Origin of the sequence: Corynebacterium freneyi (genome assembly GCF_030408835.1) — a bacterium.
Lineage (GTDB): Bacteria > Actinomycetota > Actinomycetes > Mycobacteriales > Mycobacteriaceae > Corynebacterium > Corynebacterium freneyi.
Window position 1 is genome coordinate 1,806,389 of record NZ_CP047357.1, and the last position, 25,910, is coordinate 1,832,298.

The following is a 25,910-nucleotide window of genomic DNA, read 5'->3' on the forward strand; positions in this document are numbered from 1 at the left end:
CGGCGGCCCGACGGGCTCACGCCCTGGTCCGCACATTCAGCGCCGGCGAACATGCGGCCGCCACGACGCCGAGCACCAGCAGCAGGCCCAACGCCCACTGCAGCCCGATTCCGGTCGCCGCGACGCCGATGGCGGGGCTGGTGACCAGGAATCCCATGCGCATCATCCACCCGACGAGAGTGACGCCGGCGCCGTCGGACACCCCGGGCAGCGCGGCCGCCGCCGCGAACGCGGAGGGCACCAGCGTGGCGCAGCCGAATCCGGCCAACGCGAACCCGCCGAGGAGAACCACCGGGGACGACGCCGCACCGCCGACGAGGACGAGCACGCCGCCGACCGCGATGAGCACGCCACCGGCACCGGCGACCCGTGCCCGACCGCAACGGTCGATGAACGCGTCGCCGAGGAACCGGCCCAGCGTCTGCGACGACAGGAACGCCGCGTAGGCGATGCCGGCCGATGCGGCGGCGAGTCCGGTCAGCTCGTGGGCCGCCAAGCCTCCCCAGTTCTGGCCGAGGTCCTCCACCGCCGTGCCCGCCGTCGCCACCGCGGCCAACGGCAGCACCGCCAGCAACGCCGATCGCAGCGCCGACGGCTTCGGCGCGGAATCGGTTGTGGCGGCGTCGGCATCCGGGTGGGCGTCGTCAAGCAACTCCCGCGGCAGCGGCGCGGCGCGGTCCCCCACCAGCCACGCGCCGAGGGACGCCATGGCCAGGCACACCGCCGACGACACCGCCAGATGCACCCCGACGTCGTTGCCGGACATCGCCGACCAGGTGGCGATGGCGCCTCCCGACGCGGCGCCGAGGCTCCAGAACGCGTGCAGCCGGGAGATGATCGACTTGCCCGCCCGATCCTGGACGCGCGTGCCGGCGACGTTCTGGCCCACGTCGGCGGTGGCGTCGACGATGCCGAACCCGAACAGCAACACCGCCAGGGCGAGGCCGCCGGAGATCTGCCCGATCAGGGTCATCAGCACCGCCATGATCAGCGTGCCGCCGACCGAAGCGAACAGCGGGCCGCGCCACGACACGACCCGCGCGGGAAGCGCCGACGACACCAGCGAGCCCACCGGCATGGCGGCGACGATGAACCCGAACTGCAGGTCCGTCAGGCCCCATTCCTCGACCAGCGTCGGGTACCACGGAAGCAGCGAGGCGAAGATCGCGCCATTCGACGAGAACATCAGCGACGTGCCGGCGAAGCCCCGGCTCATCACGGCCACGGGTCAGCCCCTGCGGCGCGGCTTGACGACGGCACCGCCCAACTTGCGCAGCGTCGCACGGGTGTTGTGGATCTCGGCCACGCGATGCGCGCCGATGACCTGGTCGAGGATCGCCGCGATGAGACCCAGCGCCATCAGCCCCGCGGCGGCGACGAACACCGCCGGATACGGCTGCAGCGCCACGCCCGCGACGAGGCCCAGGATGAACGACCCCAAACCCGTGCCCGAGTCGAACGCCATGTTCCAGTAGGCGCTGGCCTCGGCGGTGCGCTCGCGCGGCAAACGGGCGAACATGAGCAGCAGTGCCTCGTTCTGCACGATGCCGAACCCGGCGCCGTAGAACGCGGCCGCACCCAGCAGCCACCACGCGGACCAGCCGGCGGACACCACCAGCGCGATGAACGCCAGACCCAGCACGCCGGCGGTCAGCGCCCCGATGAGCAGCGTGCCCGCCCGGCCCTTGCGGTCCGCCCACACGCCCGCGATGTACCGGAAAACCATCTGGGAGCCGCCCATCACCGACAACGCCCCGCCGGCGACGAACGCGCCGGCGACGAGGTCGATCTCCTGCGCCGCCGGGGCCAGGAACGCCGAAATGCCGCCGAAGCCCATCGCCGTGGTGGCCATCGCCAACGCCGGCACCGCCACGAGCTTCCACGTGGGCACCGGCGCCGCCGGACCCGGATCGCGGGCGGGCAGCTCGGCGCCTCCCCACGACTTCTTCCCGCGGCGATCCTGCTTGGCGGCGGCCTTGATCTTGGGGATCAACAGCGCCATCGCCGAACCCACCAGCGAAATGATGCCGCCCAGGACGTACACCCACTGGTAGCTGCCCGTCCAATGCGCGATGGCCAGACCCAGCGGCAGGCACGTCAACTCTGCGACGCCCACGGCCACGCCGAGGGTGCCCGACGCCTTGCCCAGGAACTTCAGGGGCACCAGCTCGGCGATCAACGCCGACTCCGCGACCGTCAGTGCCCCGAAGCCCATGCCCCGCACCACCGCGATGGCCAGGACCAGGGCGGCGTCGGTGCCGAACAAGTGGAAGAACGTCGGCAGGCCCAGCAGCAGGCCGGAGACGAACATCGTCGCCTGATAGCCGTACTTGCGCAGCATCCTCGGCGTCTGCGTCTGCGTGAGCACCGTCGCAGCCATGAACACGCCCGTGTACGCGCCGGCCAGGCCCGTGCCGCGGCCGTCGTCGAGGATCGCCTGCGGGATCACCGGCAGCAGCAGCGACCAACCGCCGAACGCCGCCAGCACCGCCACCAGAGTGGGGACGAGCCCGGGTGCCTTCCACATCGAGTCGATTTCCGTGGAGCCCCCGGCGGCCTGCGCCCGTTGCGTCATGTCAGCTCATCTCCCCTTCCTCCGGTGTTGCGCCGGCATCGGCCACCGGCGCAGGCCGGTGCCTCACGTCATGGTCATGGTCATCGAAATCGTCGGCGACGTCGTCGCCGTCAGCCCATCTCGCCGATCAGCCACAGGATCGCGCCGGCCAGCGCCAGCACGGCGAGGAAGCCGAGCACGATCGTGCCCACCCTCGACCCGGCCTGGTAGGCGGACCAGGCGCCGCCGACCAGCAGACCGGCGAGGATGAACAGGAAAATGGTGGACAGGTCCGTCGCGCTCACAGCGTTCCCTTCGTCGACGGGATGCCCTTGACTCGGGGATCGGGCTCGCACGCCGCGCGCAGGGCGCGGGCCACCGCCTTGTACTCGGCTTCGGTGATGTGGTGAGGATCGCGACCGTACAGGCAGCGGACGTGAAGGGCAATCCGCGCGTTGAGGGCGAAGGACTCGAAGAAGTGCTCGTTGATCACCGTGGCGTAGTGGCCGCCGATGACGGCGGTGAGCATCTGGTCCGGCTCGCCGGTGATGACGAAGTACGGGCGGCCCGACACGTCGACGACGGCGTGGGCCAGCGTTTCATCCATGGGGATGTAGGCGTCGGCGAAGCGGCGGATGCCGGACTTGTCGCCGAGGGCCTGCGCGAACGCCTGCCCCAGGACGATGCCGGTGTCCTCGACGGTGTGGTGGGCGTCGACGTCGGTGTCGCCGTTGGCGTGGAGCTTGATGTCGAAGCTGCCGTGCGCCGTCAGCGCGGTGAGCATGTGGTCGAAAAACGGCAGGCCGGTATCGATGTCGGCCTGGCCGGTGCCGTCGAGGTCGACGGTGCACACGATGGAGGACTCGCGGGTCGCGCGCTCGACGGTGCCGATGCGGGGCTTGTCGCGGTGGGTGGGATCGGTCATTGTTCTACGTCACTTCTCCTGGTTGTCGGTGGCGGCGATGACGGCTTCGGCGGCGTCGAGCAGGGCGTCGTTTTCCGGCGGCAGGCCGATGGTGGCGCGCAGACGACCGGGCACCCCGACGTCGCGGATGAGCACGCCACGCTCGAGGAAGTCGTTCCATGCGGTGGCCGCGTCGTCGAAAAGCCCGAAAAACACGAAGTTTGCGTGTGATTCGATGACGTCGTAGCCCAGCTCCTCCAGCCGGTCGACGACCCGGTCGCGTTCCGCGGCGAGCTTGTCGACGGTGCCGAGGGTCTCGGTGGCGTGGCGCAGGGCGACGGTCGCCGCGGCCTGCGTCAGCGTGGACAGGTGGTACGGCAGGCGCACCAGCAGAACCGCGTCGACGAAGGCGGGGTCGGCGACGAAGTAGCCGAGGCGGCCGCCGGCGAAATCGAAAGCCTTGCTCATGGTGCGGCTGACCACCAGCTTGGCCGGGTACTCGGCGATGAGGCCGACGGCCGAAGGCTCGTCGGTGAACTCGGCGTACGCCTCGTCGACGATGACGATGCCCGGCGCGGCGTCGAGGATGGCCCGCAGGTCCGCCATCGGCGTGAGGTTGCCGGTGGGGTTGTTCGGCGAGGTGACGAAGATGACGTCGGGCCGGTGCGTTCGGATCGCGGCCAGCGACTGCTCCATGTCGATGTCGAACGTCGCGGGGTCGCGCGGGACGGCGAGGAACTCCGTTTGGGTGCCCGCCGCCAGGATGGGGTGCATGGAGTAGCTCGGGGTGAAGCCCATCGCCGTGCGGCCGGGTCCGCCGAACGCCTGGAGCAGCTGCTGCAGGATCTCGTTGGAACCGTTGGCGGCCCACAGGTTGGCTTCGCCGACGTCGACGCCGGTGCGGGCGGTGACGTAGTCGGCCAGGGCCCGACGCAGGACGACGGCGTCGCGTTCCGGGTAGCGGTTGAGGTCCGAGGCGACCTTGCCGATCTCCCCGACGAGTTCGTCGATCAGCGCATCCGACGGCGGGTAGGGGTTTTCGTTGGTGTTGAGCCGGACGTCGACGTCGAGTTGCGGCGCCCCGTAGGCCTCTTCGCCGCGCAGTTCGTCGCGAAGCGGCAGGTCGGCCAGGGTGATTCCGGTGTCCTTCAACGATTCTCCTCCGGTGGTCGTTTCGTCTTCGTCGTGCTTTGCGACGCTCATCGGTTCTCCGCGGCGGCCGCCGGGTCTTCGAAGCGGGCGCGGATCGCCTCGCCGTGGGCGGGCAAGCGTTCGGCGTCGGCCAGCGCCACCACCGTATCGGCGACGCCCTTGAGCGCGGCCTCGTCGTACTCGACGACGTGGACGGCCTTGAGGAACGTGTGGGTGGACAGGCCCGAGGAATGGCGGGCGGTGCCCGACGTCGGCAGCACGTGGTTGGAGCCGGCGGAGTAGTCGCCCAGCGGCACCGGGGAGAAGTTGCCCACGAAGATCGCGCCGGCGTTGGTGACGCGATCGGCCATCGCGGCGGCGTCGACGGTGTGGATTTCCAGGTGCTCGGCGGCGTAGGCGTCGGCGACCTTGAGGCCGACCTCCATGTCGTCGACGAGGACGATGCCGGACTGCGGGCCCTCCAGCGCCTCCTTGACGCGGTCTGCGTTGAGGGTGATTCCGTAGCGGGCCTCCACCTCGCGGTCGACGGCCTCGGCGAGTTCGACGGAGTCGGTGATGAGCACCGACGCCGCCATGACGTCGTGCTCGGCCTGGGAGATGAGGTCGTAGGCCACGGCCACGGGGTCGGCGGTGGAGTCGGCCAGGATCGCGATCTCCGTCGGGCCGGCCTCGGAGTCGATGCCCACGACGGAACGGCACAGGCGCTTGGCGGCGGTGACGAAGATGTTGCCGGGGCCGGTGACCATGTCGACGGGCTCGAGGCCGGCGGACTCGTCGCCGTAGGACAGCAGCGCCACGGCCTGGCCGCCGCCGACGGCCCACACCTCGGTGACGCCGAGCAGGGCGCAGGCGGCGAGGATGGTCGGGTGCGGCCATCCGCCGAAGTCGGCCTGCGGCGGCGAGGCGACCACCAGCGACTCGACGCCGGCGGCCAGCGCCGGGATGACGTTCATGAGCACGCTCGACGGGTAGACGGCGTTGCCGCCGGGCACGTACAGGCCGACGCGGCGGACGGGGATCCACTTCTCCTTGACCACGCCGCCGGGCACGACGTCGACGGAGACGTCGGACGGCTTCTGGGCCTCGTGGAACGTGCGGATGCGCGCGATGGATTCCTCCAGGGCGGCGCGGACGTCGGCGTCCAGTCCCGCGAGGGCGTCGGCGATGACCTCGGCGGGGACGACGAGGGACTCCGGCCGGATGCCGTCGAACTTCTCCGAGTACCGCATCGCCGCTTCCGCGCCGTTGGCCGCGACGTCCTCCACGACGGGGCGGACGGTCGGCAGCATCGAATCGACGTCGGCGGAACCGCGGGGCAGCGCCCGGCGCAGTTCGGCGGTGGAGGGGACGCGACCGCGCAGGTCAATGGTGGACAGCATCGGGGCAGACGCCACCTTTCGGGAAGTGCTCATGTGCTTGGTCTGGGGACGGCATTCATCATAGTTGCCGGTCGCGGGCGCCCCGGGAGCGGGCCGCGCCCGCACTCCCCGGGGGCCGGCCGTCTCGCCCGATCTTTTCCGGATCTTCCGTTTTCCGTTGCGCTCGGGCCGGACGATCCGCCACAATCATCCGCATGTCCAGGACCGATGGCAGAGACCTCGCAGAGTTGGCGCGCCGCGCGCTATCCGCCGCATGGGACGGCGATCCGCGTGCCGCCCGTCTGGCCGCGGCGGAGTTCGCCGCCTCGGGTCACGCGGCCGTCGCGACGCCCCCGGAGGATCTCGACGAGGACCTGCACGGCGCCTACCACGGGCTTCGGCGATCGGTGGCCGAGGCGCTCGACATGGAGGAAGCCGCGCATTCGGCGGCGATGGCGTGGACCGGATGGGCGATGACGAAGCAGAACAACGCCCAGGAGCTGCGCGCCCGCTCCCGCTTGGCCGTCGACGAGGCGAACCGGTGGTTGCGTTTCGTCGACGACGGTTCCGCCGGCGCCGACGTGTCCGACATTCCCCTGCTGGCCCGGATCGTGCGGGGTCTGCCCGGCCGCGAGGGCGAGCCGCGCCCGGCGACGGAACCGGCCGACCCGTTCCTCGTCGACGCGATGCTGCAGACGGAGGCCGCGGCGACGATGGTGCGCCGCCCCGACATCGCCGAGCCGCTGGCCAATTGGTTGCGCGATCAGTCGGAGGCTGCGGGTGCGGAGAACCTGTCCGACGCGGTGACGCTCATCGACGCCCGTCGTCTCCACGCCATCGGGGATTTGCCCGCCGCGGCCCGCCTGTGCGCGGCGGCTGCGGCAGATCCGGTGGGCGAGCCGGTCACCGCCGTCATCGATTTTCGCCGCGAGCTGGCGCTGTACTCCATCGATGCGCGCCAGGACGAAACGGCCGCCCGCATGTTGGGCATGGTCGCCGATGCGGCGCAGGCGGCGGGCCTGACCCTCGATTTCGTCGCCGCCGCCCGTCTGGCCGCGCCGGTGCTCGATCGTCTGGATCGCACGCGCGAGCGTCGGGCCCTGGCCAAGGCCGCGTTGGCCGCCGCCGAGGGCTTCCCCGAGTCGCCGGCGCTGGCGGAGGTTTCCGCGGCGGCGCGATAGCCGCTTTGCTTTCCCGGTCGCCCCGGCCCCACAATGGCCGAATGACCTGGTGGGATGAATCTCTTGACGCGTCGGCCCCGATTCCGGCCCGGCGCCCCGTTTCCGATCCGCCCGCCGTTCCGTCCGAATTGCCGGATCTGCTGGAGTTTTCGCGCACCGCGGCCCGCACCCTGGACCACGTGTCCAGTTGGCGGGCGGTGACCGCGTTCGCCCGGGATCATTGGCTTGACGACGCCGACGGGGTGTCCGAGGAGCTCCTCGGCGAGTTTTACGCCCTGCGCCACGCCACGGCGGATCAGCTCGAGCTGGCCGACGAAGCCGAGGAGGCGCGCCGCGAATGGCTCGATTGGGCGATCCGCACCAACCGGCCGGCCGCGGCGTTTCATGCCCGGTCCTTCGGCGCCTTCGCCGAGGCGGAGAAGTACATCGACGCCCACCCGGCCGGCGGTCGCCCCGCCGACGCCGACGTGCCGCAGCTGACCTCGTTGACCCGCGACATCCTGGATCTGCGGCCCAGCGGACCCGAGGCGTACCAATTCGCGTTGTCGGCCGCGGTGGCCGGGGCGTCGGCATCGCTGGCGCGGCGCCCGGATCTGGCGCAGGCGCTGTCCCGGTGGTCGGCCGAGTACGCCCCGCCGCGCACCGGCGACGACGACCGGCGGCTGTTGGAGGCGCAGGTCGCCCATGGCCGCGGTGACCTCGTGACGTCGGCCAAGATGTGCGCCGCGGTGGCCGACTCCCCCGCGTCCGAACCGGTGACCAGCACCATCGAGGCCCGGCAGATGCTGTCGCACCTGTCGCTGGAGGCCGAGGAGCCGGCCGAGGCGGTGCGCCAGCTGACGCCCGTCGTCGAGGTCGGCCTCGAGTACGACCTCGTGGTGGGCACGCTGCGGTCGGTGCGGCTGCTGTCGGCGCTGCTCAACTCCGACGGCGACTACGCCCGGGCCGCCGAACTGGCCGCGGCGGCGCTCGACGCGGCGTCGGGCATGCCCGTCAACGGTCTGGTGATGGACCTGCGGCTGATCCTGGCCCGGTCGCTGCTCGACTCCGGCGACGACGACGCCGCCCTGTCGCACGCGGTGCCGGTGGCCCAGTGGTCGTCGTTGACCAGCGACGAGGAACGCACCGACGCGGCATTCACCATCGCCGCCACCGCCGCGGGCAGGTCCGGTGACGCGGGGCGGGCGGCGGATCTGCTCGTCGAGCACGCCGAACACCTGGGGCGCCTCGGCGACGGCGAAGGGGCGTCGCGGGCGTTGCGGCAGGCCGCCCGCAGCGCGGTCCACGCCGACCCCGACCGCGCGGAGGACCTCATGGTCGCCGCCCGGGACCTCATCACCGACGGTTGGGCCATCGCCGATTGGCACGACGACCTCGCCTACGTCTACTGGGCGTCGTCGCGCGAGGACCTGGCGCTGGGCCACGTGGACACCGCCGCGGCCGGGTACCTCGAAGCCGGCGACGGCGAGGAGGCCGCCCGGGCGTTGCTCACCGGCGTGCGCTGCTGCCTCGACCGCGACGACGCCTCCGGGGCCCGCCGTTACGCCGGGCGCATCGCCGAATTGTTGCCCGGCGACGCCTGGGCGGGTCACCCGGTGCGCGAGGCGCTGGCCGTCCTGATGGAGTGATCCGGCGGTGGACCGGGGCCGGTAGGATCAACGGCCATGCGCACCCCCACCGACATCTTCGAGGCCGCGTCGGCCCTGGCCGCCGACGGCAAGCTCTGGTCCGCCGCCGACACGCTGATGGCCGGTTTCGCCGATCTCGGCGACGCCGCCGACGCGCCCAACGCCGATTCGCTGGGCCGCCCGATCCGGGGTTCGGCGCCGAAACTCATGGACCGCGCCGCCGATTACCTGGACTTGCTCGATACCCTCGAGGCCGACGATCCGGACGCCATCGACGCCGAGGTCGCCGCCGCCACCCCGCCGCGCCACATGCGCTGGGCCCAGTGGCACGCGCTCAACGGTCAGGCGGAGGTCCGCCGCGGCCACCCCGGCCGCGCCGTCGATCACCTGGAGCTGTCGGCCGGCCTGTTCGGCTCCGACGGCATGCGCGCCCAGGAGATTCCGCTGCTGGCGCAGATCTCCCTGTGCCAGCTCGAATGCGGCGACGTGCCCCGGGCGGAGGATGCGCTCAACCGCGCCCTGACCGCCAAGGCGGCGTTGGGTGCCTCGGACCCGGCTGCGGCGGCGAAGTTCGCGGGACTGCTCGACGACGTCGCGGCGCGGATCACCGCCGAGCTGCGACCGTGATCGCACCCGGCGCCGGAACCTACGGGGCCTAGAAGTCCAGGCCCAGGTCCAGCACACCGGACGAGTGGGTCAGCGCGCCGACGGCGAGGAAGTCGACTCCGCAGGAGGCGTACTCGCGGGCGACCTCGAGCGTGAGCCCGCCGGAGGACTCCAGCTGCGTGGCCGGCGAGACCTGGGCGCGACGCTGGACGGCGATCTGGGTCTGCCACACCTCGAAGTTGTCCAGCATGACCAGTTCGGGCTTCATTTCCAGCACCTGGTCGAGCTGGGTGAGGTCGTCGACCTCGATTTCGCACTTGAGCTCCGGGTAGGCGCGGCGCACGCGTTCCAGGGCGGGCACGACTCCCCCGGCGGCGGCGACGTGGTTGTCCTTGATCAGGGCCTCGTCGCCCAGGCCGTTGCGGTGGTTGACGCCGCCGCCGCAGGTCACGGCGTACTTCTGCAGGTTGCGCAGGCCGGGGATGGTTTTGCGGGAGTCCCGGATGCGGGCGCCGGTTCCATAGACGGCGTCGACCCAGCGGCGGGTGGCCGTGGCGATGCCGGAGGCGTGGGTGACGATGTTGAGCAGCGTCCGTTCGGCGGTGAGCAGCCCGCGGGTGGGGGCCTCGATCTCTGCGACGACGGTGCCCGGGGCGACGCGGCTGCCGTCGTCGACGAGGATGTCCACCTCGAAGTCGTCGGCGATGACCTCCTCGAGCGTCCAGCGGATGGCGGCCCCCGCCGCGATGATGCCGTCGACGCGCGAGACGACCTTCGCCCGCGACCGCTGAGTCGGCCCGACGGTGGCCAGCGACGTCACGTCGGGGCCGTAGGCCAGGTCCTCCTGCAGTGCCGTGCGGATGAGGCCGCGGGTGATTCTTTCGTCCAGCATGGGAATTCGCGCTCCTTGGCTTTCGTCGGGTCTGGTGTGGTCGTCGGTTTCGGTCGGTGGCGGGGTCGAGCGGTTCGGATCGGGTCGGGTCGGTTCGCGGTCGGTTCCGTTGCTTTGCGACGCCGCCCCGGTTACTCGTCGAGCCGCGTGTGGCAGCCCAGGGTGGTCGGTCGTGCGGCCGCCGCGGCGACGATGGTGCGCGCCACGGCGACTTCCGCCGAGTCGGGCAGGGCCGACAGGGCGTGTGCGGCCCGCGCCAGGGATTCGGCGGTTCGGGTGACTCCCGCGCCGTCGGTCATGGCCCGTTGCAGGCGGTCGAGATCGCGGGGCCACGGGCGCGGGCGGATGCGACGGCGTCGGATGTCCGCGGGGTGCTGCTCCCCCAGCGTCCCGGCCCCGATCGCCGCGGCGGCGTCCTCGGCGACGGCGCGGCCCACGACGAGACCCTCCAACAGCGAATTCGACGCCAGCCGGTTCGCGCCATGCAGGCCGGTGCGGGCGCACTCTCCCGCAGCGTAGAGCCCCGGCACCCGGGTGCGTCCGTTGACGTCGGTGGCGATTCCGCCGCAGGAATAGTGCACGGCGGGTGCGACGGGCAGCAGATCCTTCGCCGGATCCAATCCCGCGGTGGCCACGCCCGCGGTGACCGTCGGAAAGCGCTCGCGGACGCCGGGAATGTGCCGGGCGTCGAGGTAGACGCAGTCCTCGCCGAGCTCCCGCAGGCGCGTGGCGATGGCCCGGGAGACGATGTCGCGCGGCGCCAGGTCACCGCGCGGGTCCACGCCCTCGGTGACGGAGCGGCCGCGGGAGTCGACCAGGCGGGCGCCCTCGCCGCGCACCGCCTCCGAAATGAGGGGGCGGCGGCCGCGGCGCTCCCGATCGAACAGCACGGTCGGGTGGAACTGGATGAACTCCATGTCCGCCAGCTCCGCCCCCGCATCGAGCGCCAGGCACTGGCCCTGGCCCAGCGCACCGTCGGGCGCGGTCGTGGCGCGGTAGAGGTGGCCGACGCCGCCGGTGGCGATGAGCGTCGCCGACGCCAGCACCGCCCCGAGGCCGCGGGGGTCGCGGATCAGCGCGCCGTGGGCGCCGTCGTCGTCGACGATGATCTCCTCGGCCACCGCATTCTGCAGAACGCGCACCCCCGTCACCGCCGCTTCCAGGCACCGCTGGATCTCGGCGCCCGTGGCATCGCCGCCGGCGTGGATGATGCGGCGGTGGCCGTGACCGCCCTCGCGGGTGCGCGAATACCGGCCGGCGTCGCCCGGATTGGTCTTCGGATCGAACAGTGCGCCCAACGAAATGAGCCATTCGACGGCGTCGGCGCCCGCACCGATGATGGCGCGCACGGCGTCGCCGTCGCAATGCCCCGCACCGGCGTCGAGCGTGTCGGCGACGTGGGCCTCGACGGAATCGGGACCCTCCGGGCCACCGTCGCCGCCCGGTCCCTCCGGACCCTCGGGGGCGTCGTCGAGCCCCACGACGGCCAGTCCGCCCTGGGCGAGATTCGTCGCCGCCCCCGCAAAACGCAGATGCCGACGCGCACCGGCGGACCAGTGGCCCTTGTCCACGAGCAGGACGTCCAACCCCAGTTCCCGGGCCCGGCGCACCGCGGACAATCCCGCGACGCCGCCGCCGATCACCAGCAGATCGCACCGGTCCGACCAGTCGAAACCGGCCACCGGGTCACGTCCCGAACCGGAGCCCGCGGCCACGACCTACTCGCCGCCGCCCGGATTGCCGATGGCGATCATCCGCTCGACGGAGGCACGCGCCTTGTCGGAGACGTCGGCGGGCACGGTGACCTCGTCGGCGCCCTCGGCCAGGCAGCGCAGCAGGGCCGCCGGGGTGATCATCTTCATGTAGGAGCAGGAGGCTCGGTCGTTGATGGCCTCGAACTCCACGTCCGGGGCGGCCTTACGCAGCTGATGCAGCATGCCGACCTCCGTGGCGACGAGCACCTTGCGCTCGGAGCGATCCTCCGCGCGCTGCGCCTCGCGCTGCGCCGACGCCAGCATCTCGCCGGTGGACAGCATGTGCACGCGCTCGGGCTCGATGGTGCCCTCGCCGGCCAGGTAGATCGCCGAGTTGGCGCACCCGCACTCCGGGTGGATGTACAGCTCGGCGTCCGGGTTCTCCTCCGCCCGGCGCGCCAATTCGTCGCCGTTGATGTTGGCGTGGACGTGGCATTCGCCGGCCCAGATGCGAATGTTGTCGCGGCCGGTCTCGCGCTTGACGTGGGCGCCGAGGAACTGGTCCGGGTTGAACAGGATCTCCTTGTCCTCCGGCAGGGACCGGACGACGTCGACGGCGTTGGAGGAGGTGCAGCACACGTCGGTCTCCGCCTTCACGTCGGCGGTGGTGTTGACGTAGCTGACCACCAGGGCACCCGGGTGCTCGGCCTTCCACTCGCGCAGCTCATCGGCGGTGATGGAATCGGCGAGAGAGCAGCCGGCGCGCTCATCGGGGATGAGCACCGTCTTGTCGGGGCTGAGGATCTTCGCGGTCTCCGCCATGAAGTGGACGCCGCAGAACACGATGACGTCGGCCTCCGTCTCGGCGGCCACGCGGGACAGGCCGAGGGAGTCGCCGACGTAATCGGCGATGTCCTGGATCTCCGGCAGCTGGTAGTTGTGCGCCAGAATCACGGCGTTGCGTTCGCGGGCCAGGCGGCGGACCTCGTCCGCCCATTCCTGCGTGGCCTCGACGCCGGTGTAGCCGCCCTCGGCGTCGACGACGGATGCCGCCAACGCGGACTCGAGGGGCTGAAGGGTCGCGCTGTCCTGCGCGGACGCGGGGGTGGTCACATCGGCTCCTTGGCTGGAAAGGATCTTGTTGCCGCCGATATTAGCTCGTGGGTCGGCCGCCTCCCGCATCACCGTCGCCGCCGGGCCCGGGGCGGGGATCCTCCCCCGGCCTCGGGGCCAGGAAGAACAGGCACCAGTAGGCCAGCATCGCCGCGAACGGCGCGACGAGCAGCGCGACCGGCGAGTCGAACGCGGGCAGCACGTCCACCGACGAACCCGGCGCGACGGCATCGAGGTCGGGCTGGCGCATCCCGGCGAGCAGGTTTCCCGACGCCCATTGCACCGCGGCCATGGCCAGCGCCGCCACTCCGACCCAGGCCTCCATGGCCAGGCCGCGGGCCGTCGGAAAGCGCTTGTGCGCCATCGAACCCAGGACCAGCCCCAGCACCAGGGCGATGCCGGTGAACCACAGCAGCGCCGAAAACGCCGCGTCGAGGCCGTCCTGCCGCACCGCCAGGCGGCCGCCTTCGAGGAAGGTGACGGTCTGCATGGGGCGGACCAGCGCCCAGACGACTCCGCCGAGCGCGCCGCCGAGCAGCGCCGAAAACAGCACGGCCGACGCGTCGCCGATGAAGCGGGGCGGGCGGCGGGTGGGCCGGGCGGCCTGCGCGGGGGTCTGCGGTTCCATGGGGGAAAATGTACCCGTCCCGGCGCCGGGCCCGCTTCCGGCGTGCGGGAGCGTGACGACGACACCCTCCCGAACATTGTTCAATAGATGGTTTATCGTGGGAACATGACCGATGAACGCACCGGCCGCTCCCACCTTTCGGAACTGGGGGAACTGACCCGTTCGCGCATCGCCGCGGGCCTGCACCGCACCCTGTCGCCGCGACCGCCCGGGCCGGCCGAACTGCTCGACCTGGCGTCGAACGACTACCTGGGCATGCACTCCCACCCCGCCGTCGTCGACGCGGCGACGGCCGCCCTGTACGACTACGGGCTGGGGTCGACGGGATCGCGCCTGGTCACCGGCGCGACGGTCGTCCACGACGAGTTGGAGGGCGCGCTGGCCGCGTTCATGGGGTTCGGCTCGGCGCTGACGGCCTCGTCGGGGTACATGGCCAACCTCGCGGCGGTGACGGCGCTGGCCGGGCGCGGCGATCTCATCGTCTCCGACGGCGGCTCGCATGCCTCGCTCATCGACGCCTGCCGACTGTCCAGGGCCAGCGTGGCGGTTACCCCTCTCGGCGACGTCGCGGCGATCGAGGAGGCGTTGGCCTCGCGCACGGAAGCCCGCGCCCTGGTGATCTCCGACGCCGTGTACTCCACGTCCGGTGACGTCGCCGACGTCCGGGCCTTGTACGACGTCGCCCGCGCGCATGGTGCGGCGCTGCTCGTCGACGAGGCACACGGGCTGGGGGTCGTCGGCCCCGGCGGGCGCGGGGCGGTGGCGGCGGCCGGACTGTCCGGCGCGCCGGATCTGGTGGTCACGGTGACGTTGTCGAAGTCGCTCGGCGCCCAGGGTGGCGCGATTCTTGGTCCTCCCCAGCTGCGCGACCATCTCATCGACGTCGCGCGGCCCATCATCTTCGACACCGCCCTCGCCCCGCCCGCCGCCGCCGGGGCGCTGGCGGCGTTGAGTCTGCTTGCCGACGATCCGTCGCTGCCCGCATCCGTCCTGCACAACGCAGAGGCCATCGCGGACGCGTGGCGGGTTCCCGCTCCCCCGTCGGCGGTGGTGCCCGTGATCCTGGAAGATCCGGTCCGGGCGGTGGCCGCGCGCGACAATCTGCGTGCGCGCGGCGTGCTCGTCGGGGTGTTCCGCCCGCCGAGCGTGCCGCCGGGAGGTTCGCGGCTGCGCATCACGGCGCGGGCGAACCTCACGGCGGAAGAACTTCGGCGCGCCGCCCCGCGCCCGGGCGACGTGCCGCCGGCCTAGACCCGGCGAGATTCGATCAGCGGCGTTCGAGCAGCGCCGAGTCGAGCTCGCCGTGGCGCGAGCAGCGCGCGGACCAGCCGTCGGGCCGGACCTGCACGACCATGCGGCGCCCGCACAGACGGCAGTAACGCGGGGCCTCCAGCCCGGCGCGGGCGGAGTGGCTCAGCGGCCGCTCCTCCCCCGCCGCCAGGTGTGCGCCGGTGAAGGGGTCGTATTCCGGCGGGTCGCCGAGCAGCGTCGCCTTCAGCAGCTCCGTCGAGTCGGGGTTCGAGCCCCGGCGCGCCGTGGTGCGCGCGGTGGTGGCCGCCATGGCTAGACCGTCGCGTTGAGGGCCTTGATGGGCAGGCGGATCTTGCCCAGCATGTCCAGGTCCTGCTCGGCCGGGCGGCCCAGGGTGGTCAGGTAGTTGCCCACGATGACGGCGTTGATGCCGCCGAGCAGGCCCTGCTCCGCACCCAGGTCACCGAGGGTGAGCTCACGGCCGCCGGCGAAACGCAGGATCGTCTTCGGCAGCGCGAGACGGAACGCGCCGATGGCGCGCAGGGCATCCTTGGCCGGCAGCGGCTCGCGCCCCTCGAACGGGGTGCCCGGGCGCGGGTCGAGGAAGTTCATGGGCACCTCGGTCGGGTTGAGCGCCGCCAGGTCCTGCGCGAACTCGGCGCGCTGCTCCAGGGTCTCACCCATGCCCAGGATGCCGCCGCAGCAGACCTCCATGCCCGCTTCGGCGACCATGCGCAGGGTTTCGGCGCGGTCCTCCCAGGAGTGGGTGGTCACGACGTTCGGGAAGTGCGAGCGGGCGGTCTCCAGGTTGTGGTTGTAGCGGTGCACGCCGACCTTGGCCAGGCGGTCGACCTGCTCCTGGGTGAGGATGCCCACCGAGGCGGCGACGTTGATGTCGACCTCTTCATGGATGGCCTGCACGGCCTGCTCGAGCTGGGACAGCAGGTTCTCGTCCGGCCCCTTGACTGCGGCGACGATGCAGAACTCGGTGGCGCCGGTCTTCTGGGTCTGCTTGGCGGCCTCGACCAGGGCCGGGATGTCCAGCCAGGCGTTGCGCACGGGCGACTGGAACAGGCCGGACTGCGAGCAGAAGTGGCAGTCCTCGGGGCAGCCGCCGGTCTTCAGCGAAATGATGCCCTCCACCTCGACTTCCTCGCCGCACCACTTCAGGCGGACCTCGTGGGCGAGGGCGAGCAACTCGTCGACCCTGTCGTCGTCAAGCTGGAGCACTGCGAGGGTTTCGGCATGGTCGAGGCCTTCCCCTCGGCCGAGCACCTTCTCGCGGGCGATCTCGAGAATGTCGGCGGAGGAATTGTCGGTCATGGGTTCTCCTGGCTGGTGGGTGATTCGGCGATGTGCGGCACCGCCGACCGGAAACGTGGCCGCCGCAGGCTCCGCGGGGCGCGATCGTCATGTCGAAGGATGTTTGGAGACGAATGTACCCCGCTCACGAACGTCGTTCAAGAAATTGGCCGAACCCGCCCCCTCCCTTTCCGATAACGTGGATTCCGTGCAGCTCACCAAGGACATCATCATGGGTGCGGCAATGGAGATCCTCGACGAATACGGACTCCAGGACCTGACCATCCGCCGCCTGGCCCGCCACCTCGACGCGGCCGCCGGCGCCATGTACTGGCATTTCCCGTCGAAGCAGGCGCTGCTCGGCGCGGTCGCCGACCAGCTGCTCGCACCCCTGTCCGAGCTGGAGTCCACCGGAAACTGGCCCACCGACGTCACCGCCTTCGCCACCGCACTCCACGAGTGCCTGACGTCGCACCGCGACGGCGCCGAGGTCGTCTCCGCCGGCCTGGCCACCGACACCGTCTCCGTACGACCGGCCTCGATTCTCGTCCCCTTGCTTTCCGACGCCCCGATCGGGGAGGAATTGGCCGTCGACGCCGCGGCCACCCTCGTCTACTTCATCCTCGGCTCCACCGTCGACGAACAGACCGCCGCAGAATTGGCCAGGGTCGCGGACAACCCGACCGACCCCACCGCACACGGCCGCCGCATCCGCCACGGCGTCGACCTGATCATCGCCGGCATCGCCGCCGGGGACTCCTGACGCCGACACGCCGAACGCTCCCAGCACCTCACCCGACCCGCACACCGCTCACCCCGAGGCCGGGCCGTCGTAAAGCACATCCCATGAATCCGTAACGCACCAAAGGTTTCGTCGGCGCGTATAACCCGGCCCCCTCCCGGTATGGTTATCGACATGACAAACGCGAACATCGACGGCGAGTACCAGGTCTGGCCCGGCGACCCCTACCCCCTGGGCTCCACGTACGACGGCGCCGGCACCAACTTCGCCCTGTTCTCCGATATCGCGGAAAAGGTCGAACTGTGCCTCATCAGCGAGGAAGGCCAAGAAAAGCGCATCCCCCTCGAAGAAGTCGACGCCCACATCTGGCACTGCTACCTGCCCGGCATCATGCCCGGCCAGCGCTACGCCTACCGCGTCCACGGCCCCTACGACCCCGCCAACGGCCACCGCTGCGACCCCAGCAAACTGCTCGTCGACCCCTACGCCAAAGCCTTCGACGGCGACTTCGACGGCCACAAGTCCCTGTTCAGCTACGACCTGGACGACCCCAGCAAACGCAACACCGACGACAGCCTCGGCCACACCATGACCTCCGTCGTCATCAACCCCTTCTTCGACTGGGCCACCGACCGCCAGCCCAAGCACCCCTACTCCGAAACCGTCATCTACGAAGCCCACGTCAAGGGCATGACCATGACGCACCCGGACGTGCCCGAATCCCTCCGCGGCACCTACGCCGGCCTGGCGCACCCCGCGATCATCAACTACCTCAAGGACCTCGGCGTCACCGCCATCGAACTGATGCCCGTCCACCAGTTCCTCCAGGACGACCGCCTCCGCGACCTCGGCCTGCGCAACTACTGGGGATACAACACCTTCGGCTTCCTCGCGCCGCACCAGGACTACGCGGCGTCGACCAAGCCCGGCGGCGCGGTGTCCGAGTTCAAGGGCATGGTGCGCGCGTTCCACGACGCCGACATCGAGGTCATCCTCGACGTGGTCTACAACCACACCGCCGAGGGCAACCACATGGGCCCGACCATCTGCTTCCGCGGCATCGACAACGCCGCGTACTACCGCCTCGTCGAAGGCGACAAGCAGCACTACATGGACTACACGGGCACCGGCAACAGCCTCAACGTCCGCCACCCGCACTCGCTGCAGCTGATCATGGACTCTCTGCGCTACTGGGTCTCCGAGATGCACGTCGACGGCTTCCGCTTCGACCTCGCCTCGACGCTGGCCCGCGAGTTCCACGACGTCGACCGCCTGTCCGCGTTCTTCGACCTGGTCCAGCAGGACCCGATCGTCTCCCAGGTGAAGCTCATCGCCGAGCCCTGGGACGTCGGCGAGGGCGGCTACCAGGTGGGCAACTTCCCCCCGCAATGGACCGAATGGAACGGAAAGTACCGCGACACCATCCGCGACTACTGGCGCGGCGAACCGTCGACCCTGGGCGAATTCGCCTCCCGCATCACCGGCTCGTCCGACCTGTACGCAAACAACGACCGCCGCCCCACCGCGTCGATCAACTTCGTCACCGCCCACGACGGCTTCACCCTCAACGACCTGGTCAGCTACAACCACAAGCACAACATGGCCAACGGCGAGGACAACCGCGACGGCGAATCCCACAACCGCTCGTGGAACTGCGGCGTCGAAGGCTCCACCGACGACGAGACGATCCTGCAGCTGCGCGGACGGCAGCGCCGGAACTTCCTGACCACCCTCCTGCTGTCCCAGGGCACCCCGATGATCAGCCACGGCGACGAAATGGGCCGCAGCCAGAAGGGCAACAACAACGTCTACTGCCAGGACAACCAGCTGGCGTGGATGGACTGGAACCAGGTGCGCACCAACTCCGAGCTGGTGGACTTCACCCGCTTCCTGCTGAAGCTGCGCGCCGACCACCCGGTGTTCCGTCGCCGGCGCTTCCTCAAGGGCGGCCCGCTGGGCGCCGAAACCGACGACCGCGACATCGCCTGGCTGACCCACGAGGGTCGCGTCATGACGCAGGACGACTGGGACTTCGACTTCGGCAAATCGCTGATGGTGTGGCTCAACGGCAAGGCCATCGACGAGCCCGACGCCCGCGGACACCGCATCGTCGACGACACCTTCATGCTGTGCTTCAACTCCCACCACGAGGATCTGATCTTCCAGATCCCGGGCACCGAGTACGCCTCCGAGTGGGAAGTGATCATCGACACCACCGAGCTGACCGGGCGTCCGACCCGCGAGCGCCTGGTGCACCCAGAGGGTGAGCTGCGCGTTCCGGCGCGTTCGACCGTCGTGCTGAAGGAGAAGCTCTAGTTGTCGTGTCCCGTGAGGTCGTGAACGACTTTCGCGGGAGTTGAGCCGCCCAGTGCGCTATGGGGTCGGTGGTGATTGCAGTGATGCAGCCACCCCGGATACTGCCGCGCACGGGCGGCTTCGCCGTCGCAAGTATCGGCCCTCGCCGCCGTCGGTACCGGCGTAGGCGCATTCAGCGGCCACCGTCCGGTTGAACCGCTCGACCGTGCCGTTGGTCTGCGGCCGATGCGGACGCGTGAAGATGTGTTTGATCTGCTGGGCAGCAAGCACGTCGTTGAACAACCGCGACCGGTACGCCGGGGGTTTCCGTCTACGCCAAGCGCGAGCAGGCAGCGGCGCAGTACCGGGTGGGCCGTAGAGGTCGAGACGTGGAATCGTTCGGCGGCTCGGGCGCAGTTCCATCCGTCGTCGACGATGAGTTGGGCCAGGCACTCCTCGCCCGGTAGGCAACGTTCGCGACCTACCGGGTCACAACAGTTAGACGACAAATGCAGCCACGGATTTTCTCGTCCTGGGCTTTTATCGACGTCCACTCGGCATGAGGCTGCATTTGTCGTATTCAGGCCCTTTCAGACGCCCCCATCGGGTCTCCAACCATCCGGGCACGCTCCTGCCGGCTGTTTCTCACGCGGTCTCCATCCGCCGGGTCGCCGCCGACCATCCAAGAAAGAGATGCTTGACGACGGCCGTCGCAAAGCCTGAAACGGCCCAAAGGGGGCCGACAAAACACGGGGACCACCACCCCCACCCCAAACCACGGGATCCAAAACACGGGGACCACCCCCCTCACTCCAAACCACGGGGTCTAAACCACGGGATCGATGGCGACCCCGTGGCTTGGAGCCGAAAAACGACCGACCCCGTGGTTTGGACCCCGTGGTTTAGGGATGAGGTGGTCGATGGACGGCTGTTCCTGGGTGACCCCGTGGTTTGGACCCCGTGGTTTGGGTCCGAGCCGGCCAGAAGGCGCCTACTGCGGTCAACCGAGCCGGCCAGAAGGCGCGGAGGGGCGTCCTGAAGGCGAGTGCGGCAGCACGGCGGACCCCCTCCTCCACGGCGCGCCCGAAAATCATGAAGCGACGCATCCCTTCACGGGGTGCGCCGCTCGGCTCTTCTCGTCGTCGGAGTTCGTCTGCTTCGACTCGACTCCGGAGTTGGTCTGCTTCGGATCGTCTCCGGTGTTCGTCTTCTTCGGTTTCGCACCGGAGTTAGTTCTTTGCTTCCGCTCCCGGGTGCGTGTTCGTCTTCTTCGGTTGTCGGGCTTCGGGGCCGGACCGGTTTAGGCGGCCTGCTCGTGCCAGTAGTCGGCGCCGGTGCCGAAGTAGTCGCCCAGGCGGCGGGCGAGGTCGTCGGTCAGGTTCGTGCGGCCGGAACGGAATCGCTCGAGGGTCGAGCTGGGCACGTCGATGGCGACGGCCAGGCGGTAGATGCTCAGGCCGCGGGGCTCGAGGAAATGCTCGTCCAGGATGGTGCCGGGGTGAGTGGAGACTGCGTTGGTCATGCGTGCTCTCCTTGCGGGATCGTGGCTGGTGATCAGTCGATTTTCTTCTCGAGGTTGCTCGGATTTTCCGAGGTTGCGATGGCCGGATGGGTGCCCGGTCGCTCGCGACGGTGAACAGGGTAACCCCGGAACACCCCGCTTGCCGAACGGACATTTGAGGGTCGGAAAATGTGTGAACGTTTCTTCCGCAAACCATAGTGAGTCATGGATCACACACGTGCAACACCGTTACCCCCGTCACACCTCCGGCGGCGGCGGGATCAGGCCGCGGCGGCCGCTAGGCTCGTGGGCATGCAGGTTCTCGACTTCCGACTCTCCGGCGCGGTCGTCCGCGTCACTCCGGGTTCGCCGGCCACCGTTTCGGTGCATCGCATCGCCCGGACGCGCAGCACCGACGTTTCCGGCGCCACGGCTTCGCTTTCCGACGCCGCCGGCGGGGCGTCGCTGACCGAACCGGGGCGCATCCTCCCGGGCCGCATCGATTTCGGCGGCGACCTGCCCTCCGCCCGGGTGACGCCGTCGACTCTGGCGGCTGCGCGCGCTCTGATGGACGTGTTCGGCGCCGGACCGGATCTCGATGCCGGCGCGATCGAGGGTTCCGAGTACGCGGTGGTCGTCGACGATGCCTCCGGTGTCGCGCCGGCCACCGTCGCGGCAACCGGCGCCTCGAACTCCACCGACGCCACCGCCTCCACCGGTTCCACCGACTCCCCCGGCGTCCCGGCGCCGAAGCTCGGCGGGGACATCCCCGACCCGGATTTCTTCGCCTTCGACGTCGAGACCGCCAACGCCGACGAGGGCTCGGTCATCCAGTTCGGCCTCGCCGCCGTGCGCGACGGGAAGGTCACCGCCACGTACTCGTGGCCGTGCAAGCCACCGGCCGGCCTTGAGGACTTCGACGAGGCCAACATCGCCGTTCACGGCATCACGCCCGCCGATGTGGTCGACGCGCCGACCTTCTCCGAACGCGCCGAGGAGTTCGGTCGCCTCGTCGACGGCACGCCGGTGGTCGCCCACAACGCCAAGTTCGATTTCACGGCCCTGAAGCGCGGATGCGCGGCCGCGGGCATCGACGTCCCCGACGTCGCCTACGCCTGCACGTACGAGTGGGCGCGGCGCGTGGGGCTGCAGGTGGAGAATTACCGCTTGACGACGTTGGCCCGCGAGGCCGGAGCCGCCGACTTCGCGCATCACGACGCTTGCGACGACGCCGTCGCGTGCGCCGAAGTCGCACTGTGGCTCATGCGGGAACACCCCGGCGACGAACCGACGCTCAACCCCGTGAAGTACACGGAGAACCTGGGCATGGAAATGGGGATGCTCTTCGGCACGCGCCTGGTGCCGATGCGGACCACGGGGCGGTCCCAGGTCGGTGGCGCGGGGGCGGGCCGTCGTCACGCGGGAAGCCGGGGACGCTCCGGCGGCGCCGCCCGGGACCGCCGGGCGAAGTGGGATGCCGTCAAGGCCCCCGACGTCATCCCCGCCAAGAACGAGGACGCCGACTCGAACGGATTGCTCTACGGGCAGCGGGTGACGCTCACCGGCGATTTCGCGCCCTACGACAAGGGCCGGCTGTGGGAGCTCATCGCCGACGCGGGCGCCGACATCAACAAGGGCGTGACCAAGAAGACCACCATCCTCGTCGCCGGCCCGTGGGATTCGATGACCTCCAAGGAAAAAAAGGCCCGCGAATACAAGGAACAGGGCCAGAACATCGAGATCTGGGACGAGAAGCAGCTTTTCACCGTCCTCGGCCTCGAGGAGGAACCGCCCTTCTAGACGACGCCCGGACGGCGCCCGGGCGACGCCGACGACGGCGGCCTCCCCCGGAATCACCCCCGCGAAAAATAAACGGAACCGTTCCGCGCTGCGGCGCGTCCAAACACGTGACATCGTCCCCCTTGCAGGAGGTCTTCACGTGCACAGGCCCGTTCCCGAACTTCGCCCCGCAACCTGGTTGACCACCGCCCCCGCAGACGTCGATTGGCGCGACGCGGGCGGCGGGTTGGTCGGCGTCGTCACCGAACCCGGATACTGCGTCGAGGCGGCGGCCCGCGTGCTGATGGAACGCCACATCGCCCACGGCAAACTCCACCTCACCGCCCGGCCCGCCGCCGCGGTGACCGGTGCCGACGAATCCGACCTGAGCCGGGGCATCCAGATCGGCTCCCCCGCCGCCCGCCCAACCGGCTGGCTGGCCGAAGTCAGTTCCCTCCTCGAACTCGACGGCCACCTGCGTCGGCTCTTCGCCGCCCGGCCCGTGTACTTCCCCGCCTCCGTCGAGCACCTGCTGGCCATGCCCGCCGACGCCGACCTGACGCGCGCCTACCTGTGGGCGGCGCGGTCCTGGCGGGCGGCCGACGACCCCGTGTCCCCGCTGGCGTTCACCCTGGGCGACGACCGTCTGACGGTCCACGCGCCCGAGGAGGGCCGGGGCGACCATGCCACCCACCGGGCGGCGGTGCTGCTGGCGGCCGGGCAGGGCAGGCCCGATTCCAACTACGATGGTGCCGGCGGCCGCACCGGACGGCCCCGGGTCCCCGCCCGCTGAGCCCACGCTTCGACGGCCGGGGACGATCGGGGCCCGGCCGGTGCGGCGGGACCGACCGCCCGGGCGCGACCCGAACATCCGACGACCCGGGCAACCGACACAGAAAGGCGCGTGACCAGGTTCCATGAACCGACTCCCCATCACCTCGACCTACCGACTTCAGCTGCGGGGCCCCAAGGCGGATGCGGAAGGCCGGGCATTCACGTTCGCCGACGCCGTCGAGCAGGTCCCCTACCTGGCCGAATTGGGCATTTCCCACCTGTACCTGTCGCCGATCCTGGCGGCGGTGCCGGAGTCGAACCACGGCTACGACGTCATCGATCCCACCGTCGTCAATCCCGAAATCGGCGGCATGGCCGGCCTGCAGGCGCTGGCGGAGGCCGCGCACAAGGCGAACATGGGCATAATCATCGACCTGGTGCCCAATCACCTGGGCGTGGAGGATCCGCAGCTCAACGAGTGGTGGTGGGATGTCCTGACCAATGGCCGCGACTCCCAGTTCGAGCCCTACTTCGACATCGACTGGCACGAGGACAACGGTGCCGGCGGCAAGATGGGCCTGCCGGTGCTCGGTTCCCCGGAGGACGTCGACAAGCTGGAGATCGACCGCTCCGGCGACGAGCCGCTGCTGCGCTACTACGACCACGTCTACCCGGTGAAGCCCGGCACCGACGAGGGCACTCCGCAGGAGATCCACGATCGCCAGTCGTACCGCCTGATGTACTGGCGCGACGGCATCATCGGCTACCGCCGCTTCTTCTCGGTGAATGGCCTGGCGGGCATCCGCCAGGAAAATCCGGTGGTGTTCGAGCACACGCATCGCATCGTCCGGGAGCTCATCGCGGCCGACATCATCGACGGCGTGCGCATCGATCATCCGGACGGTTTGTCCGATCCGTTCGGGTATCTGTCCGAGCTGCGCCGTTTGCTTGGCGACGACAAGTGGCTGGTCATCGAGAAGATCCTCGGGCCCACCGAGCCGTTGGATCCCCGCCTGGACGTCGACGGCACCACGGGCTACGACGCGCTGCGGGAGTTCGACAACGTGTTCATGAACCGCGATTCGCGTGACGCGATGAGCATGTTGGCGCTGCAGGAGTCGGGGTCGACGTGGGACAAGTCGGCGGTGCACGCCGCCGAGCGGGCCCTGAAGCGCGACGTCGCCGCCCATGAGCTGGCGGCGGAGGTGCGTCGCCTGGCGCGTGCCCTGCGGCGCGACAACTGGTCGACCGGAGGCCACAACGTCACCGAAGAGGAGCTCATCGACACCATCTGCGAGCTCGTCGCCGCGATGCCCGTCTACCGCGCCGACTACGTGTCGCTGTCGCGCGTGACGTCGTCGGTGATCCAGCAGATGGTCGCCCGGTTCCCCTCCCGCGTGTTCGCGCTGGACCTCATTTCGGCGGGCCTCATCGCCCAGGGCGAGGCGGCCACCCGGTTCGCGCAGGTCTGCGGTGCCGTGATGGCCAAGGGCGTGGAGGACACGACGTTCTACCGCGCCTGCCGCCTGATCAGCCTCAACGAGGTCGGCGGCGATCCGGGCCGGTACGGCATGTCGGCGGCCGAGTACCACCTGCTGCAGTCCGAGCGCGCCCGCCTGTGGCCGCGCACCATGACGGCGCTGTCGACGCACGACGCGAAGCGCGGCGAGGACGTCCGCGCCCGCATCATCCAGATTTCCGACATCGTCGGCGATTGGGCGGAGAATGTCCGCGACTGGTCGGCGGTCACCCCGGCGCCGGACGGTGCGACGGGCTATTTCCTGCTGCAGAACATCATCGGCGTGTGGCCGGCCGACGGCGAGATCACCGAGGAGTTCCGCGCCCGCCTGCACGCGTACGCGGAGAAGGCGATGCGCGAGGCGAGCATCCACACCACGTGGACGGAGCAGAACGCCGACTTCGAGCTGCAGGTCCTGCGCTGGATCGATGCGCTTCTCGACGGCCCGCTGCGCGACCGCATCACCGAGTTCGTCCAGTCCATCGACCCCGCCGCCCGCGTGACCAGTTGGGGCCGCAAGCTGCTGCAGCTGACGTCTCCGGGCATCCCGGACACCTACCAGGGCACCGAGTTCCTGGAGGACGCCCTGGTCGACCCGGACAATCGCCGTTTCGTCGATTACGACGCCCGCGCCCGGGCGCTCGAGAAGGTCCGACGTGGAGAGGTCGATCCCGAAGACGGCGACGTCGTCAAGCTCATGGTCACCCACCATGCGCTGACCCTGCGCAACGAGCGACCCGAATCCTTCGTCGGCGGCACCTACCAGCCCGTGTTCGCCGAAGGCGCCGGCGAACGGTACCTGGTGGGCAACGCGCGCGGCCCGGTCGGCGGAGCGCAGGACGTGATCACCCTGGTCACGCGCCGCCTCATCGGCCTGGAACGCGACGGCGGGTGGGGCGACACCACCATCACCCTGCCGGAGGGCATCTGGACCGACCGCTTCACCGGCAACGCATGGTCCGGCACGGTGACGGTCGCGTCGGTGTTCGGCACCTTCCCGGTGGCGCTGCTCGTCGCGGACCCGGAGGCGTAGGCGG

At 70.3% G+C, this 25,910-nt stretch carries 22 protein-coding genes and 1 pseudogene; 9 read left to right on the top strand and 14 right to left on the bottom strand.

Translation table 11 applies throughout. The annotated features are described in order from the left end of the window. Nucleotides 1-16: 16 nt before the first annotated feature. From CFREN_RS08060 to hisD, 6 genes are all read right to left on the bottom strand, one after another. Nucleotides 17-1,216, bottom strand: coding sequence for an MFS transporter (locus tag CFREN_RS08060; protein WP_239252148.1), 1,200 nt, complete (start codon nucleotides 1,214-1,216; stop codon nucleotides 17-19). A gap of 12 nt (nucleotides 1,217-1,228) precedes the next feature. After that, a complete protein-coding gene (locus CFREN_RS08065; RefSeq protein ID WP_244979513.1) occupies nucleotides 1,229-2,575 on the bottom strand; it encodes an MFS transporter in 1,347 nt (448 codons plus the stop codon). 110 nt (nucleotides 2,576-2,685) lie between these two features. After that, nucleotides 2,686-2,859 carry a hypothetical protein gene (locus tag CFREN_RS08070; RefSeq protein WP_198028681.1) on the bottom strand — a complete coding sequence of 58 codons (174 nt, stop codon included), beginning with the start codon at nucleotides 2,857-2,859 and terminating at the stop codon, nucleotides 2,686-2,688. Beyond that, a complete protein-coding gene (hisB, locus tag CFREN_RS08075; RefSeq protein WP_209652672.1) occupies nucleotides 2,856-3,479 on the bottom strand; it encodes an imidazoleglycerol-phosphate dehydratase HisB in 624 nt (207 codons plus the stop codon). Before hisB ends, CFREN_RS08070 begins: the two co-directional genes overlap by 4 nt. Nucleotides 3,480-3,488: 9 nt before the next feature. Further along, nucleotides 3,489-4,661, bottom strand: a complete 1,173-nt coding sequence (locus tag CFREN_RS08080; RefSeq protein ID WP_209652670.1) for a histidinol-phosphate transaminase — start codon at nucleotides 4,659-4,661, stop codon at nucleotides 3,489-3,491. Continuing rightward, the gene (hisD, locus tag CFREN_RS08085; protein WP_209654611.1) at nucleotides 4,658-5,989 is read right to left on the bottom strand and encodes a histidinol dehydrogenase; all 1,332 of its coding nucleotides are present in this window, start codon (nucleotides 5,987-5,989) and stop codon (nucleotides 4,658-4,660) included. Before hisD ends, CFREN_RS08080 begins: the two co-directional genes overlap by 4 nt. A gap of 194 nt (nucleotides 5,990-6,183) precedes the next feature. On the opposite strand from hisD, the gene CFREN_RS08090 reads away from it, so the two are divergent. The 3 genes from CFREN_RS08090 to CFREN_RS08100 are packed head-to-tail and all read left to right on the top strand — an operon-like array spanning nucleotide 6,184 to nucleotide 9,404. Then, nucleotides 6,184-7,149: a hypothetical protein gene (locus tag CFREN_RS08090; RefSeq protein ID WP_209652668.1), complete on the top strand. Its 966-nt coding sequence runs from the start codon at nucleotides 6,184-6,186 to the stop codon at nucleotides 7,147-7,149. 41 nt (nucleotides 7,150-7,190) lie between these two features. Continuing rightward, nucleotides 7,191-8,777 (top strand): hypothetical protein, encoded by a 1,587-nt coding sequence (locus CFREN_RS08095; RefSeq protein ID WP_209652666.1) that lies wholly within the window; start codon nucleotides 7,191-7,193, stop codon nucleotides 8,775-8,777. Nucleotides 8,778-8,813: 36 nt separating this feature from the next. Further along, on the top strand, nucleotides 8,814-9,404 hold the full coding sequence (locus CFREN_RS08100) for a hypothetical protein (protein ID WP_209652664.1): 591 nt from the start codon (nucleotides 8,814-8,816) through the stop codon (nucleotides 9,402-9,404). A 28-nt stretch (nucleotides 9,405-9,432) separates the two neighbouring features. Here the strand turns inward: CFREN_RS08100 and nadC are convergent, their stop codons facing one another. From nadC to CFREN_RS08120, 4 genes are all read right to left on the bottom strand, one after another. Beyond that, nucleotides 9,433-10,275 carry a carboxylating nicotinate-nucleotide diphosphorylase gene (nadC, locus tag CFREN_RS08105; RefSeq protein ID WP_070520513.1) on the bottom strand — a complete coding sequence of 281 codons (843 nt, stop codon included), beginning with the start codon at nucleotides 10,273-10,275 and terminating at the stop codon, nucleotides 9,433-9,435. A 131-nt stretch (nucleotides 10,276-10,406) separates the two neighbouring features. After that, nucleotides 10,407-11,990, bottom strand: a complete 1,584-nt coding sequence (gene nadB / locus CFREN_RS08110) for an L-aspartate oxidase (RefSeq protein WP_209652662.1) — start codon at nucleotides 11,988-11,990, stop codon at nucleotides 10,407-10,409. Between the two features lie 3 nt (nucleotides 11,991-11,993). Beyond that, on the bottom strand, nucleotides 11,994-13,082 hold the full coding sequence (gene nadA / locus CFREN_RS08115) for a quinolinate synthase NadA (protein ID WP_425321485.1): 1,089 nt from the start codon (nucleotides 13,080-13,082) through the stop codon (nucleotides 11,994-11,996). Nucleotides 13,083-13,122: 40 nt separating this feature from the next. Then, nucleotides 13,123-13,710, bottom strand: coding sequence for a hypothetical protein (locus CFREN_RS08120; RefSeq protein ID WP_070520521.1), 588 nt, complete (start codon nucleotides 13,708-13,710; stop codon nucleotides 13,123-13,125). A 105-nt stretch (nucleotides 13,711-13,815) separates the two neighbouring features. On the opposite strand from CFREN_RS08120, the gene CFREN_RS08125 reads away from it, so the two are divergent. Then, nucleotides 13,816-14,961, top strand: coding sequence for an 8-amino-7-oxononanoate synthase (locus CFREN_RS08125; protein WP_209652657.1), 1,146 nt, complete (start codon nucleotides 13,816-13,818; stop codon nucleotides 14,959-14,961). A 16-nt stretch (nucleotides 14,962-14,977) separates the two neighbouring features. On the opposite strand, the gene bsaP is transcribed toward CFREN_RS08125, so the two are convergent. Next, the gene (gene bsaP / locus CFREN_RS08130; protein WP_070520527.1) at nucleotides 14,978-15,271 is read right to left on the bottom strand and encodes a biotin synthase auxiliary protein BsaP; all 294 of its coding nucleotides are present in this window, start codon (nucleotides 15,269-15,271) and stop codon (nucleotides 14,978-14,980) included. Nucleotides 15,272-15,273: 2 nt separating this feature from the next. Continuing rightward, nucleotides 15,274-16,284, bottom strand: coding sequence for a biotin synthase BioB (gene bioB / locus CFREN_RS08135; RefSeq protein ID WP_209652655.1), 1,011 nt, complete (start codon nucleotides 16,282-16,284; stop codon nucleotides 15,274-15,276). A gap of 187 nt (nucleotides 16,285-16,471) precedes the next feature. On the opposite strand from bioB, the gene CFREN_RS08140 reads away from it, so the two are divergent. Continuing rightward, a complete protein-coding gene (locus tag CFREN_RS08140; protein WP_070520555.1) occupies nucleotides 16,472-17,026 on the top strand; it encodes a TetR family transcriptional regulator in 555 nt (184 codons plus the stop codon). A gap of 153 nt (nucleotides 17,027-17,179) precedes the next feature. Further along, nucleotides 17,180-19,321, top strand: a complete 2,142-nt coding sequence (gene glgX, locus CFREN_RS08145; RefSeq protein WP_209652651.1) for a glycogen debranching protein GlgX — start codon at nucleotides 17,180-17,182, stop codon at nucleotides 19,319-19,321. Here glgX and CFREN_RS08150 read toward each other — a convergent pair. Together CFREN_RS08150 and CFREN_RS08155 are read right to left on the bottom strand one after the other, a co-directional pair. Next, nucleotides 19,318-19,615: pseudogene (locus tag CFREN_RS08150) on the bottom strand (integrase core domain-containing protein); the annotation flags it as partial. The gene glgX and the pseudogene CFREN_RS08150 sit on opposite strands and share 4 nt — an antisense overlap. A 985-nt stretch (nucleotides 19,616-20,600) precedes the next feature. Next, nucleotides 20,601-20,822: a HigA family addiction module antitoxin gene (locus CFREN_RS08155; RefSeq protein ID WP_209652647.1), complete on the bottom strand. Its 222-nt coding sequence runs from the start codon at nucleotides 20,820-20,822 to the stop codon at nucleotides 20,601-20,603. Between the two features lie 291 nt (nucleotides 20,823-21,113). Between CFREN_RS08155 and CFREN_RS08160 the strand changes: the two genes are divergently transcribed. The 3 genes from CFREN_RS08160 to treY all read left to right on the top strand — a co-directional run bounded on the left by CFREN_RS08160 (nucleotide 21,114) and on the right by treY (nucleotide 25,906). Then, entirely contained in the window at nucleotides 21,114-22,601 is a 1,488-nt protein-coding gene (locus CFREN_RS08160; RefSeq protein ID WP_209652644.1) for a 3'-5' exonuclease, read from the top strand. 139 nt (nucleotides 22,602-22,740) lie between these two features. Then, complete coding sequence (locus tag CFREN_RS08165; RefSeq protein ID WP_141743068.1) at nucleotides 22,741-23,373, top strand: hypothetical protein; 633 nt, start codon at nucleotides 22,741-22,743, stop codon at nucleotides 23,371-23,373. A 124-nt stretch (nucleotides 23,374-23,497) separates the two neighbouring features. Next, nucleotides 23,498-25,906, top strand: coding sequence for a malto-oligosyltrehalose synthase (treY, locus tag CFREN_RS08170; protein ID WP_209652642.1), 2,409 nt, complete (start codon nucleotides 23,498-23,500; stop codon nucleotides 25,904-25,906). Nucleotides 25,907-25,910: the final 4 nt, after the last annotated feature.